The organism is Arthrobacter sp. ZGTC412 (assembly GCF_002929215.1).
GTDB lineage: Bacteria > Actinomycetota > Actinomycetes > Actinomycetales > Micrococcaceae > Arthrobacter.
In genome coordinates, this window is record NZ_PJII01000001.1 from 431599 (window position 1) to 444419 (window position 12821).

The 12821-nt window shown below is 67.0% G+C and carries 12 protein-coding genes; 4 read left to right on the top strand and 8 right to left on the bottom strand.

Annotated elements, in window-relative coordinates; all coding sequences use genetic code 11:
- Positions 1-126: 126 nt before the first annotated feature.
- On the bottom strand, positions 127-1650 hold the full coding sequence (locus tag CXQ88_RS01965; RefSeq protein ID WP_104042479.1) for an ATP-dependent DNA ligase: 1524 nt from the start codon (positions 1648-1650) through the stop codon (positions 127-129).
- Between the two features lie 66 nt (positions 1651-1716).
- Between CXQ88_RS01965 and CXQ88_RS01970 the strand changes: the two genes are divergently transcribed.
- A complete protein-coding gene (locus CXQ88_RS01970; RefSeq protein WP_104042480.1) occupies positions 1717-2319 on the top strand; it encodes a dihydrofolate reductase family protein in 603 nt (200 codons plus the stop codon).
- Between the two features lie 177 nt (positions 2320-2496).
- Here CXQ88_RS01970 and groL read toward each other — a convergent pair whose 3' ends face one another.
- Together groL and groES are read right to left on the bottom strand one after the other, a co-directional pair.
- Positions 2497-4107 carry a chaperonin GroEL gene (groL, locus tag CXQ88_RS01975; protein WP_104042481.1) on the bottom strand — a complete coding sequence of 537 codons (1611 nt, stop codon included), beginning with the start codon at positions 4105-4107 and terminating at the stop codon, positions 2497-2499.
- A 78-nt stretch (positions 4108-4185) separates the two neighbouring features.
- Positions 4186-4479, bottom strand: coding sequence for a co-chaperone GroES (gene groES, locus CXQ88_RS01980; protein WP_003805290.1), 294 nt, complete (start codon positions 4477-4479; stop codon positions 4186-4188).
- Positions 4480-4704: 225 nt separating this feature from the next.
- Between groES and CXQ88_RS01985 the strand changes: the two genes are divergently transcribed.
- The gene (locus tag CXQ88_RS01985) at positions 4705-5640 is read left to right on the top strand and encodes a DMT family transporter (RefSeq protein WP_104042482.1); all 936 of its coding nucleotides are present in this window, start codon (positions 4705-4707) and stop codon (positions 5638-5640) included.
- Here the strand turns inward: CXQ88_RS01985 and CXQ88_RS01990 are convergent.
- The gene (locus CXQ88_RS01990) at positions 5565-5942 is read right to left on the bottom strand and encodes a hypothetical protein (RefSeq protein WP_104042483.1); all 378 of its coding nucleotides are present in this window, start codon (positions 5940-5942) and stop codon (positions 5565-5567) included. The genes CXQ88_RS01985 and CXQ88_RS01990 overlap by 76 nt on opposite strands.
- Positions 5943-5995: 53 nt before the next feature.
- Between CXQ88_RS01990 and CXQ88_RS01995 the strand changes: the two genes are divergently transcribed.
- On the top strand, positions 5996-7240 hold the full coding sequence (locus CXQ88_RS01995) for a THUMP-like domain-containing protein (protein ID WP_104042484.1): 1245 nt from the start codon (positions 5996-5998) through the stop codon (positions 7238-7240).
- Positions 7241-7247: 7 nt separating this feature from the next.
- Here the strand turns inward: CXQ88_RS01995 and CXQ88_RS02000 are convergent, their stop codons facing one another.
- Together CXQ88_RS02000 and CXQ88_RS02005 are read right to left on the bottom strand one after the other, a co-directional pair.
- On the bottom strand, positions 7248-8066 hold the full coding sequence (locus tag CXQ88_RS02000) for a shikimate 5-dehydrogenase (RefSeq protein ID WP_258061652.1): 819 nt from the start codon (positions 8064-8066) through the stop codon (positions 7248-7250).
- A gap of 89 nt (positions 8067-8155) precedes the next feature.
- Positions 8156-9601 carry a glycoside hydrolase family 3 N-terminal domain-containing protein gene (locus CXQ88_RS02005; RefSeq protein ID WP_104042486.1) on the bottom strand — a complete coding sequence of 482 codons (1446 nt, stop codon included), beginning with the start codon at positions 9599-9601 and terminating at the stop codon, positions 8156-8158.
- A 389-nt stretch (positions 9602-9990) separates the two neighbouring features.
- Here CXQ88_RS02005 and CXQ88_RS02015 point away from each other — a divergent pair, with 389 nt between their 5' ends.
- Positions 9991-11142 (top strand): glutamate--cysteine ligase, encoded by a 1152-nt coding sequence (locus tag CXQ88_RS02015; RefSeq protein ID WP_104042487.1) that lies wholly within the window; start codon positions 9991-9993, stop codon positions 11140-11142.
- Positions 11143-11217: 75 nt separating this feature from the next.
- Here the strand turns inward: CXQ88_RS02015 and tsaD are convergent, their stop codons facing one another.
- A complete protein-coding gene (tsaD, locus tag CXQ88_RS02020; RefSeq protein WP_104042488.1) occupies positions 11218-12309 on the bottom strand; it encodes a tRNA (adenosine(37)-N6)-threonylcarbamoyltransferase complex transferase subunit TsaD in 1092 nt (363 codons plus the stop codon).
- Complete coding sequence (gene rimI / locus CXQ88_RS02025) at positions 12306-12785, bottom strand: ribosomal protein S18-alanine N-acetyltransferase (RefSeq protein ID WP_104042721.1); 480 nt, start codon at positions 12783-12785, stop codon at positions 12306-12308. Before rimI ends, tsaD begins: the two co-directional genes overlap by 4 nt.
- Between the last annotated feature and the right edge of the window lie 36 nt (positions 12786-12821).

A 12821-nucleotide genomic window follows, 5' to 3' on the forward strand; every position in this document is an offset into this window, starting at 1 on the left:
CTACGCCTCGGTGCTGCGGTGGCAGCCCGCCAGCCGCCCAACATGCCGGTCTGCCCCACATGGACGTATCGGCAGTTAAGCGCCACGGTACGACCACCCGGGAACCGGCACAAGGGAACGCCAGGGCTAGGGACGGAGCAGCGCGCGCAGCGTCTGGATGGTGTCGGCTTCCGCAGCCGTTTTGTCGTCGCGGTAGCGCTTCACACGTGCGAACCTCAGCGCGATTCCGCCGGGATAGCGCGGGGATTGCTGCACGCCGTCGATGGCGATCTCAACCACGGTGACGGGGTCTAACCAGACCGTGCCCGCCGTGCGCCGCACCGCGAGTTCCTGGAAGCGCTCCGTCTGCCAGCGCAGCAGGGCGTCGGTAAGGCCCTTGAAGGTCTTGCCCACCATGACATAGCCGCCGGGTTCACCGAACTCGCCGGCGGGGTCGAGGGCTCCGAGGTGCAGGTTCGACAGCATCCCGGTGCGCCGTCCTGACCCCCACTCGCACGCGAGCACCACCAGGTCGTAGGTGAGCACCGGCTTCACCTTGATCCAGTTCGAACCGCGCCTGCCGGCCGCGTACGCTGATCCAACTGCCTTCACCACCACGCCCTCATGGCCCGCGGCGAGCGCCTCTCCGGATACTCTTTCGGCAACGGCGGGATCTGCCGTGATCTCCCCCGGGATCCGGTGCCCGGGGGCGATGCGCTTAAGCACGCCGATGCGCGTGGCCAGCGGCTCGTCGAGCAGGTCGCGCCCGTCGAGGTGCAGCACGTCGAAGAACCAGGGATGCAGCAGGGTACTGCGCGCGGCGTCGGCCCCGAACCGCGACATGGTCTCCTGGAACGGCCGAGGGCCGCCGTCCTCGTCGAGGGCGAGGGTCTCGCCGTCGAGGATCACCTCGCGCACCGGCAGTCCGCGCACTACCTCCACCACTTCGGGCAGGCGGTGGGTTACCTCGGCCAGGGTGCGGGTGTAGATGCGCACGTCGTCGCCGACGCGATGCACCTGGATGCGTGCGCCGTCGAGCTTGTATTCCACGGACGCCTCGCCGGTGGTCTCCAGCGCCGCCCCGGCGCTGGCCGCGGTTGAGGCGAGCATGGGTTGCACCGGACGGCCAACGACGAGGCCGACGGCGTCCAGCTGGGCTGCAGTGCCAGTGATCGCCAGCAGGGCGGTCCCGCCGAGATCGCCGGAAAGCATCGCTGCGCGGCGTACGGCGTCGAGGGGCCGATCGGCGGCGCGGGCTACGGCATCCGTCAGCACCCCTTCAAGCGCACCGGTGCGCAGTTCGCCGAGCAGCACGCCGGCGATGAAGGCCTGCTCGCGCTCGGTGGCTGCCGCCGTCAGCGACCTGAGGGTCGCGGCGCGTTCGGCTGCCGATCCGGCACCTGCGGGGAGGAGCAGCCGGTCCAGCGCAGCATCGAGGTCGGCGACGGTCAGGCTCGGCGCAGCGGCCGGCTCTCCCATAGCCGCTGACATGCCGCGCCAGCCGACTCCTACCCGGCCCTGACGCGGCCTGGCGGTGAGCAGTCCGACCGCCGTCGCGATCTCCCCGGGCTCCAGCCGGCGCAGCAGGTCTGCGAGCGCGTTAACCTTCGCGAGCCGGGAGCGGGTCATCGCGACGGCTTCCGCGGTTTTTACGAGCTCGTCGAGCAGCATGGCACCAGTCTGCCACGCACGCCGCCGAGGCTGGACAGCGCCGGAGCGCGGTCTCACAATGGACGCGTGGGAATCATCGTCGCGAACCTGTTCCTTACCCTCGACGGCGTCTATCAGGCGCCCGGCGGCCGCGAGGAGGACACTGCGGGAGGCTTCGCCTTCGGTGGCTGGCAGGCGCCGGTGTCCGACGACGAGGCTGAGGCGGCCATCGAGGCAGAGATCAACCACATCGACGCCCTGCTTCTGGGCCGGAAGACCTACGACATCTTCGCTGCCTACTGGCCGCACCAGTCCGGCGACATTGGCGGCGCACTCAACCGGGTGCCGAAGTTCGTCGTCTCCGGCAGCCTGGCCGATCCAAGCTGGGCTGGCACAACGGTCCTGCCGGATGCCACGGCCGCGGGCCGGCTCCGAGAGGAGTACGGCCAGGTGCACATGTTCGGCAGTGGGGTCCTCATCCGCTCACTGCTCGCGGCAGACGTGATCGACCGCCTTCACCTCTGGCTTTATCCGGTAACCCTCGGGCAGGGCAAACGTCTCTTCGACGCCGGGACTATCCCCGCCTCATTCCGCCTCGCGGAGCCGGCCCGCAGCTTCCCGAAGGGGGCGGTGTCGCTGGTGTACGAGCGCGCCGGCGACGTTGAGACGCAGGACATGGCGGGCACCTAGATCCCCGCCGTCCCCCTAACCTCGCTTCGCTCGGTCAGGGAACCCTGACGGCGTGGGCCCTGCTGTGAAACAAAAACCGGCCCAGCGGATGCTGGACCGGTTTTTCGCGGCTATAGGGCCCACGCCGGCGAGGGACCCAAGTCGAGCGAAGCGAGACTCGGGGAGCCGGCGGGGATGCTAGTGGCTGTGGCCTGCGTGCTCGTCTTCCTCGGCAGGCTTTTCCACAACGAGGGTCTCGGTGGTGAGAACCAGTGCAGCGATGGAGGCTGCGTTGCGGAGGGCTGCGCGGGTGACCTTGACGGGGTCGATGACACCGGCGGCGATCAGGTCTTCGTACTCGCCCGACTTGGCGTTGAAGCCGTTGTTGGTTTCGAGTTCGGCAACCTTGGCGGTGATGACGTAGCCATCAAAGCCGGCGTTCTGGGCGATCCAGCGCAGCGGCTGGACCAGCGCGCGGCGGACGATGCCCACAGCAGCGGCAGCGTCGCCTTCAAGTGCCTTGACGGCGGGATCCTCGTCGAGGGCCTTCAGTGCGTGGATAAGAGCGGAACCGCCACCGGCCACGATGCCTTCTTCGAGGGCAGCGCGGGTGGAGGACACTGCATCTTCAATGCGGTGCTTCTTTTCCTTCAGCTCAACCTCGGTGGCTGCGCCGACCTTGATCACGCCGATGCCGCCGGCCAGCTTGGCCAGGCGTTCCTGCAGCTTTTCCTTGTCCCAGTCGGAGTCCGTCCGGGTCAGCTCGGCGCGGAGCTGGGCAACGCGTGCTGCCACGTCTTCGGCCGAACCTGCGCCGTCAACGATGGTGGTGTTGTCCTTGGTGACCGTGATGCGGCGGGCGGTACCCAGCACCTCAAGGCCAACCGTGTCCAGGCTCAGGCCCAGTTCAGGGGAAACAACCTGCGCACCGGTGAGGGTGGCAATGTCCTGCAGCATGGCCTTGCGGCGGTCGCCGAAGCCCGGGGCCTTGACGGCGACGACGTTCAGGGTGCCGCGGATGCGGTTGACGATCAGCGTGGACAGGGCCTCGCCGTCGATGTCTTCAGCGATGATAAACAGCGGCTTGGAGCTCTGCAGCGCCTTTTCCAGCAGCGGCAGGAATTCCTGCACCGCGGAGATCTTGCCCTGGTTGATCAGGATGAGGGCATCCTCGAGGACTGCTTCCTGGCGTTCCGCGTCGGTGACGAAGTACGGGGACAGGTAGCCCTTGTCGAACTGCATGCCCTCGGTGAGGACCAGTTCGGTCTGGGTGGTGGAGGACTCCTCGATGGTGATCACACCATCCTTGCCGACCTTGCCGAATGCCTCGGCGAGGAGCTCGCCGATCTCGTCGCTCTGGGCGGAGATTGCTGCAACGTTGGCCACCTGGGTGCCTTCAACGGGGCGGGCGTTCTCCAGCAGGCGTGCGGCCACGGCTTCAACGGAAACCTCGATGCCGCGCTTGATCTGGCCGGGAGCGGCGCCTGCCGCTACGTTGCGCAGGCCTTCCTTGACCAAGGCCTGGGCCAGGACCGTCGCGGTGGTGGTGCCGTCGCCGGCAACGTCGTTGGTCTTGGTGGCAACTTCCTTGGCCAGCTGCGCGCCAAGGTTCTCATACGGGTCGTCCAGCTCAACTTCGCGGGCGATGGTGACGCCGTCGTTCGTGATGGTGGGCGCGCCCCACTTCTTGTCCAGGACGACGTTGCGGCCGCGCGGGCCGAGCGTCACCTTGACGGTGTTGGCGAGCTTATCGATGCCGGCTTCAAGAGACCGGCGTGCAGCGTCATTAAACGCAAGCTGCTTTGCCATGGTTTTGTCCTTTCAAGACAGAACCCCGCGCAGCTGACCAGCAGAATGCAAGACCAGCGGCACGGGGATCCGGGGGAGTTACTTTACGACGATCGCCAGGACGTCGCGGGCGGACAGCACGAGGTACTCGGTGCCGCCGGTCTTGACTTCGGTTCCGCCGTACTTGGAGTAGATAACGACGTCGCCCACGGCTACGTCGACAGGAACGCGGTTGCCGTCTTCGAAGCGGCCGGGGCCTACTGCAACAACTTCGCCTTCCTGGGGCTTCTCCTGCGCGGAGTCCGGGATAACCAGGCCGGAAGCCGTGGTCTGCTCGGCTTCGAGCGGGCGGACAACAATACGATCCTCAAGAGGCTTAATAGAGACCGACACTCGGACCTCTCCTTTTCGTCAGCAAATTCGTGGACTGGAAAGCTTTCTGCCCTGGCTGGCAAACCGTCGTCGCGGTGCCGGCAGCAGCCTGGCTGGCAGCTCTTCATGTGTTAGCACCCTCCTAGGGAGAGTGCTAATGAAGACTCTATGTAAGGGTTAGCACTCGGTCAAGGCGAGTGCCAGCGTTTCGTCATTGGATTACTTGCATCCGTGTACATTTGACCGGTGCGAGCTGCTGTTTACCTCATCCTTGCCAACCTGTTCTGGGCCGGAAATTTTGTGGTGGGCCAGGCCGCCATGCAGACCATGGAGCCGCTGCAGCTGACGTTCTGGCGCTGGGTCCTCGCTGCCGTGCCACTGCTGGTGCTGGCCCACTGCGTGGAGCGGCCGGACTGGCGGGCGGTCCTGCGCCGCTGGCCGGTGCTGCTGCTCCTGAGTGCCCTGGGCATGAGCGGGTACACCCTGCTGCTCTACAGCGCCCTGCAGAACACTTCGGCCCTGAACGCCTCGCTGGTGACGGCCGCAAACCCGGCACTGATTATGGTGCTGGCCGTGGTCCTGCTCCGGGACAGGCCGCGCCCGCTGAGCTGGGTGGGGATCAGCCTGGGCCTCCTTGGCGTCCTGATGGTGCTCACCGGCGGCGAGCTGCAGCGCCTGCTGACATTTTCGATCAACAAGGGCGAACTCCTGATCCTGGGAGCCATCACTGTCTGGGGCCTCTACACCATCCTCGCCCGCCGGCTGGGCATCCCCGCAATCACCTCCACGGCGGTCCAGGTGGCCATGGCGGCTGTGGTCCTCAGCCCGCTCGCGCTCGTTAAGGGCGCCGGCCTGCCGGAAACCCCTGCGGAAGGCTGGTCCCTGGCGTTCATCGCCCTGTTCCCCTCACTGGGTTCCTACCTGCTCTGGAACCTGGCCCTCAAGCGCACCACCGCAGCCAACGCCGGCAACTACCTGAACCTCATTGCTGTATTCACCGCCATTATCACCGTGATCCTGGGCCAGCCCATCACCGTTCCGCAGATCCTCGGCGGCGTCCTGGTCATTTCCGGGGTGTTGCTGACTAGTGCAGGCGGCAGGACGCCTCAGCGTCCAAGGTCGTCGAAATCGACGTCGTCTTCACCCCCGCCGTCGACGGCCGCCGATTTCCGCGCCCGGTAAAGAACCACGCCTGCGGCAGTTGCCGTCAGCAGGGCGAAAACCAGGACGGCGATGCTGCCGGCCCGGGCGCCGTCGTACAGTCCGCGGATGTCCCGTGCTTCCTGGGTGTCGCCGGCGATGTCGTTGCCGCCCACCGAGTAGACGGTGGCGTTGAACGTGTCCAGGGAAAAGATGACCACCAGGAGCCCGATGCACACCACTGCCACCAGGGATCCGGCGATCAGTGCCGGCCGGGCGAATCTGGCGGGGCCCCTGTCCCTAATTGGTTCTTCGGACTGCTGGGGGCCTGCGCTCTCTTCCATGGTTTCAACACTATCCGCATCCCGCCGGACGCTACTCCACTAGGCTGGACCGCATGTCTCAAGCTCCCCAGGACCAGATCGCGCCGTTGCTGACCCCCGAGGGTTGGGAGCTTTTGGCCTCTCTGGGCCCCTACCAGGAGGACAAGTCCTTCGCGCTCAATTCAGCCCTGCGCAAGGCCGGCCACTCCCCCGCACTCGTCTCCGCCGTGCTGACCCAGTCCCGGCTCCGCACCAAGGCTGAGGCAAAGTTCGGTGAGTTTGCCCGCAGCATGCTGTTCACCCAGGCGGGCCTGGAACAGGCCACCAGGCTCAATGTGGCCGCGCGGCACGCCCAGCGGTTCGCAGAGGCCGGAATCAGCCACGTGGCGGACCTGGGCTGTGGCCTTGCCGCCGACTCGCTGGCGCTTGCGTCAATGGAGATCAACGTCACGGCAGTGGAAATGGACGAGACCACTGCCGCCTGCGCCACTGTGAACCTCATCCCCTTTTCCAATGCGACGGTGGTCCACGCAGATGCCACCGCTGTTCCGCTGGACGGGATCGACGGCGTCTGGCTGGACCCTGCGCGGCGGGTCACCTCCACGTCCGGCACCAAGCGCATCTGGGACCCGGAGGCTTTTTCGCCGCCGCTGTCCTTTGTTGAGTCCCTGGCCGCGTCCGGCCGGGCGGTCGGGGTGAAGATGGGGCCGGGAATGCCCCACGACTTCGTGCCGGCTGGCTGCGAAGCCCAGTGGGTTTCCGTGGCCGGAGATGTCACCGAAGTGGCGCTGTGGTTCAACTCCGTGCAGCGGCCCGGCGTCCGCCGGGCTGCCCTGGTCCTGGGTTCCGAAGGTGCGGCCGAGCTCACCAGCGGCGAAGATTTCGGGGCCGGTCCCGTCGCCCCCGTTGGTCCGGTGGGAGGTTACCTGTACGAGCCCGACGGCGCCGTCATCCGCGCGGGACTGGTGGCCGACGTCGCACTGCAGCTGGGCGGGCACCTGGTGGATGAACACATCGCCTACATCTGCGCGCCGCAGCTGGTGGACACCCCCTTCGCGCGGGCCTACAGGGTCCTGGACGTCATGCCCTACAACGTCAAGGCGCTTAAGGCGTGGGTGAAGGCGGAGGGCATTGGTGTGCTGGACATCAAGAAGCGCGGCACCGCCGTCACCCCCGAGGAACTCCGCAAACAGCTGCTACCCGGAGGTAAAAACGCGGGCGGCAAAAGCGCAGGAAAAAAGGGCGGCTACAAAACAGCCACCCTGGTCCTGACCCGTATCGGGGAGGACCGGGTGACCATCGTGGTGGAGCCGGTGTAACCAGCCGCTACTGGGCGCGCGTGAACTCTTCGGCCGCCCGCACCTGCTCGGCGCTGGGCCGCACACCGGTGTAGAGCACAAACTGCTCCAGCGCCTGGATGGTGGCCACCTCCGCTCCGGTGATCACCGGCTTTCCGGCAGCCCGGGCCGCACTGATCAGTGGGGTTTCGGCAGGCAGGGCAACCACGTCGAACACCACCTGCGCGGCGTCGATGGTTTCCTGCGGGAAGGCCAGGGTGTCCGCGCCGGGTCCGCCGGCCATACCGAGGGGTGTGACGTTGATGATCAGGTCCGCCGTCCCGCCGTCGAGCGCCGGACGCCACTGGAAGCCGTACTGTTCCGCGAGCGCCCGCCCGGTGGTTTCGTTCCGTGCGAGGACCGTGACGTTGGTGAATCCTGCATCCCGGAGCGCGGCCACGGTGGCCTTGGCCATGCCCCCCGCTCCCTGGACCAGCACCGAGTAGCTGGTGGGCACGGCGTTGGAGGCCAGCAGCTGTTCAATCGCCGTGTAGTCGGTGTTGTAGGCCTTCAGGTGCCCGTCCGTGTTCACGATGGTGTTGACCGAGTCGATGGCCGTGGCCGAGGGGTCCATTTCGTCAACGAGGGCAATCACGTCCTCCTTGTACGGCATGGAGACGGCGCAGCCGCGGATCCCCAGGCCCCGCACGCCGGCGATGGCCTGTTCCAGATTGGTGGGAGCGAACGCCTTGTAGATCCAGTTCAGCTCCAGCTGCTCGTACAGGTGGTTGTGGAAGCGGGTCCCGTTGTTGCTGGGCCGGGCCGAGAGCGAGATGCAGAGGGTCATGTCTTTATTCAGAATGGGCACCTGACCATTTAACCCGTTCCCACCCAACTGACTGGCAGATAACGCACTGAAACTCGGGAATGACGACGTTAAGTGCGAGCCAGTTGGGGTCACGGGCAGCCAGTTCCCGCCGGGTAGCTTCCGACGGCGGCCGGCAGCTTTCCCGGTGCCGGCGCCGTCCCCGCCAGGACCGCGGCGAGGGCATCGAAGGCACCCTGGGTGCGGCCGTACAAGGCCACCTTGACCGGAGCGGCGGAGTGCTGCAGCGGCCAGGGCGCGTCAAGGGCGACGGCGATGTCTCCCCCTGCGGGCCGTCCGCCAAACGGGATGAGGCTGACCAAGGTCCCGGAACCCAGGGCGAGGCCGTGACGCGCCGCAGCATCAGCGAACCGCGCCCTGTCCGCCGGGCTGCCCCCGGCAACCCGGACCGCGCCGGGCGCCAAGGCACCGCCGCAGTGGCCGGAAAGGATGGTGACGGCGGCGGCGGACACCTTGGCGGCGAGAGGGGCGCCGCTGCCGGCCGCACTGCCTGGTGGTTTCCCGGTTCCCGCGGCTGCCCGGGCGTGCCAGGTCATCATGGTTGCCACCCGCAGGGCCGCTTCCTCCAGCCTTGCCGCGGGCAGGCTGCCGGTAGCCACGGCGTGAACAATCGCGGCGTGGGCCTGCCCGACGTTCGCGGGCATCAGCAGGAGGTCCGCTCCCGCCGCGAGGGCCATGACCGCCGCGGATCCGGCAGGGTACTTCTTGTGCACTGCCCCCATGTTCAGGGCGTCAGTCACGGCCACCCCCTTGAAGCCGAGTCCCCGCAGCGCCGTGTAAGTCGGCGCCGAAAGCGACGCCGGCACTCCGGGTTCCAGCGCTGGCACAGCGATGTGGCCGGCCATCACCATCGGCGCGCCGGCGGCAATGGCGGCCCGGAAAGGCTTCCAGTCGCGGGCGCTGAGTTCCGCAACGGTGGCCTGCTGCGTGGGAAGGTTTACGTGCGAATCCGTGGTCACCGAGCCGTGGCCGGGGAAATGCTTGACGGCGGGAAGGACGCCGGCGGCCAGCATGCCCTGCGAGTATGCCACCCCCAACGTCGCAGCCGCGTCGGGGTCACCTGACATGGAACGGGCACCGATAGTGGGGTCCGCCGGCCCGATGGTCACGTCGGTGTCCGGGGCAAAATCCGTGTTGAAACCCAAAGGCACCAACTCGCCGGCCAACCCCTGCCCGGCCTCGCGCGCCAGGGGCCCGCTGCCTGCGGCCCCGAAGCTCATGGGCGCAGGCCACTCCGTCAGCGGCGCACCGAGCCGTGCCACCAAGCCGCCCTCCTGGTCAACGCCGATCATCCCCGGCCACGGCCTGCCGTCCGCAGTGGCCGCCTGCCCAAGCCGGTGGTTGGTGGCCCCCATGGCCGCGAGGTCAACTTTCCCCTGCGGGTCCAGCGGCACGTTGTCGCCCATGATGATGGACCCGGCAAGGTGCAGTCGTTCGACGACGGCGGCATGGGCGGCAGGGTCCGTGCCGGTGAAGAACGGAAGCAGGACCTGCCCCGCCTTCTGCTCCGGCGACATCTTCGCCACGGCCGCGGCGGCGGCGTCCTGGTCGCGCTGCTGCGGGCCCCACCCCAGCGGACGCAAGGCAGGGTCCGCCGCCGGCGAAGGTGAGGGGGAAGCCGTGCGGGGTGCCGGCGTCGTACGCGGTGTCGCTGAAGGTGCGGCGGGGGCGGAAGGTACCTGCGACGGGACAGGGGCCGGGGCGGCGGTGCAGGATGCAAGGGCCACCGCAGCAGAGGCTGCAGCCAGGAAAGGGAAGGTTTTGTGAAGACTGTCACGCAGGTGTTGGAACGGGGCCATCAATACGATGCTACCCCTGCACTAGACTTGAAACATCCGTTCGCCTGCCGGCAAAAGCCCTTCAGTGACGGCGTGAGCCAGCGGCAAACAGGACAGTTAGGAAACGCGTGAAGATTGAGTTCGCTTCATCGAGGCAATCAACACTTGGTGTCGAATGGGAACTCGCGCTGGTGGACGGCAAGACAGGTGAGCTTGCCTCCGTGGCCAATGAGGTGCTCCGCGGCGTGGCCTCCCGCCACCCGGAGCTCAACGAGGATGACGAGCACCCGCACATCAAGCAGGAACTGCTGCTGAACACGGTGGAGCTGGTCACCGGCATCTGCGAGACCGCTGCCGAAGCCAAGGAAGACCTCAGCCGGTCACTCGTGGCCGTCCGGGAGATCACCGATCCCATGGGCGTGGAAGTGTTCTGCGCCGGAAGCCACCCGTTCAGCCCGCCACAGCTGCAGCCGGTGACGGACAAAGCCCGGTACGCAAAACTGATTGACCGCACGCAGTGGTGGGGCCGCCAGATGGTCATCTACGGCGTGCATGTGCACGTGGGCCTGGACCGCCGTGAGAAGGCGCTTCCCGTGGTGGACGGGCTGTTGAACTACTTCCCGCACTTCCAGGCGCTCTCGGCGTCGAGCCCTTTCTGGGGCGGCGAGGACACCGGCTACGCGTCGCAGCGGGCCCTGATGTTCCAGCAGCTGCCTACGGCCGGGCTGCCCTTCCAGTTCAGCTCCTGGGACGATTACGAGTCCTATGTGCAGGACATGTTCACCACTGGAGTGATCGACACCCTCTCGGAAATCCGCTGGGACATCCGGCCCGTGCCGAACCTGGGCACCATCGAAATGCGCATCTGCGACGGTTTGGCCACACTGGAAGAAGTGGGCGCCATTGCCGCCCTCACCCAGTGCCTGGTGGACGAGTTCTCCACCACCCTGGATAACGGCGGAACCATCCCCACCATGCCGCCGTGGCACGTCCAGGAGAACAAGTGGCGGGCAGCCCGTTACGGCATGGACGCCATCATCATCCTGGATGCCGCCGGCAAGGAGCAGCTGGTCACCGACCATCTGCTCGAAACGTTGAACCGGCTCGAGCCTGTAGCGGCCAAGCTGGGCTGCCCCGATGAGCTGGCCGACGTTGAAAAAATTATCCGCCGCGGCGCCGGTTACCAGCGCCAGCGCCGGGTTGCCGAAGAGCACGGCGGCGACCTCCAGGCCGTCGTGCTGGATCTGGTGAAGCAGATGCGGAACGGCCCCACCGCCTGATTCTCCTTCGTTGCCCTATCAGTTTTGGTCCTTAAACCGGTGCTTTGGGGACCACATCCGATAGCGCAAGCGGGGTCAGGCGGGGAGCGACACCGCTGTAACCGGCATGGACGAGTCCGGGGCGAAGCGGATGCCGCTCGGCCCTACCCCCGCCATCACCAGCTGCGCTCCGAGTGCGGCAACCATGGCACCGTTGTCGGTGCAGAGGTCCAGCGGGGGAACGTGCAGCCTGATCCCGGCGGAGGCGCAGCGCTGGCCCGTCAGCTCGCGCAGACGGGAGTTGGCCGCCACCCCGCCGCCCAGCAGCACATCCTTGATGCCGTTTTCCCGGCAGGCCAGCACGGCTTTGGAGGAAATGATGTCCACCACCGCTTCCTGGAAGGCGGCCGCGATGTCCGGGACCGGAACCTCCTCGCCGCGGGCCTCGAACTGCTCAACACACCTGGCAACCGCGGTCTTGAGGCCGCTGAAAGACCAGTCGTAGCGGTGCGGGCCCGGTTCCTCGGCAGTTCCCATGTACTTGGGCTGGCTGAGGCCGCGCGGGAAACGGATCGCTTTAGGGTTACCGGTGCGGGCCACCTTGTCGATGGCGGGTCCGCCAGGGTAGCCGAGTCCGAGGATGCGGGCCACTTTGTCGTAGGCTTCGCCGGCGGCGTCATCGATGGTGGAGCCGAGGAGGACTACGTCCTCGGTGATGCTGTTGATTTTCAGGATTTCGGTGTGGCCGCCGGACACCAGCAGGGCGCCGAGATTCTCGGGCAACTGGGGTGCGGCTGCGCCTTGCTGTCCGTCCAGCAGGCCCACGCCCACATGGGCCACGAGGTGGTTGATGGCGTAGAGCGGCTTGCCGGTGGCCACGGCCAGGGCCTTTGCGGCGCAGACCCCCACCATGAGCGCGCCGGCAAGGCCGGGGCCGGACGTGACGGCGATGGCGTCCACGTCATCGAGGGTCACACCGGCGTCGGACAGTGCCTGCTCAAGGGTGGGAACGAAGGCATCAAGGTGCGCCCGTGAGGCAATTTCCGGGATGACCCCGCCAAAGCGGACATGCTCATCCATTGACGAGGACACGGTGTTGGTCAGGAGGGTGGTCCCCCGGACAATGCCCACTCCGGTCTCGTCGCAGGAGGATTCGATGCCGAGCACCAAAGGCTGCGGGCGGTTCATGGCTGGCCTGCTTCCGCTGATGTGCCGTCGCCCGTTCCTTCGCCGGTGCTGCCGGCGAGCTGGAGCCGCATGATGAGGGCGTCCACACCGTCGCGGTAGTAGCGGGGGCGGACGTGGATCTGTTCGAAACCGAAGCGCCGGTAAAGCTGCTGGGCGCGGGGATTATCGGCGCGGACCTCCAGCAGCATGTCCAAAGCGTACCTGCGGCGCGCCTCCTCAATAAGCCGGGTCAGCAGCGTGGTGCCGATCCCGCGCCCTTCATATTCAGGCACGACGGCGATGGTCTGCACGTCCGCGATGGGTTCAATGCACATCAGCCCGGCGTAGCCCACAATGCCTTCGCTGCCCTCGGCCACCAGGTACCACCGGGTGTCGGGCTGGGCCAGCTCGTCATAAAACATGTGCAGGGGCCATGCATCCACCGGGAAAAGCCGCTGCTCAAGAACGCTGACAGCGATCACGTCGTCGGGGGTCATCTCCCGTACGGAGACGCCGTGGTTGCTGGTATCCGG

Coding starts and splice junctions, on each gene's coding strand:
- CXQ88_RS01965 (WP_104042479.1), bottom strand. CDS start 1,650: ATGCTGCTCGACGAGCTCGTAAAAACCGCGGAAGCCGTCGCGATGACC.
- groL (WP_104042481.1), bottom strand. CDS start 4,107: ATGGCAAAGCAGCTTGCGTTTAATGACGCTGCACGCCGGTCTCTTGAA.
- CXQ88_RS01990 (WP_104042483.1), bottom strand. CDS start 5,942: ATGGAAGAGAGCGCAGGCCCCCAGCAGTCCGAAGAACCAATTAGGGAC.
- CXQ88_RS01995 (WP_104042484.1), top strand. CDS start 5,996: ATGTCTCAAGCTCCCCAGGACCAGATCGCGCCGTTGCTGACCCCCGAG.
- CXQ88_RS02005 (WP_104042486.1), bottom strand. CDS start 9,601: ATGTCGCCGGAGCAGAAGGCGGGGCAGGTCCTGCTTCCGTTCTTCACC.
- tsaD (WP_104042488.1), bottom strand. CDS start 12,309: ATGAACCGCCCGCAGCCTTTGGTGCTCGGCATCGAATCCTCCTGCGAC.
- rimI (WP_104042721.1), bottom strand. CDS start 12,785: ATGACCCCCGACGACGTGATCGCTGTCAGCGTTCTTGAGCAGCGGCTT.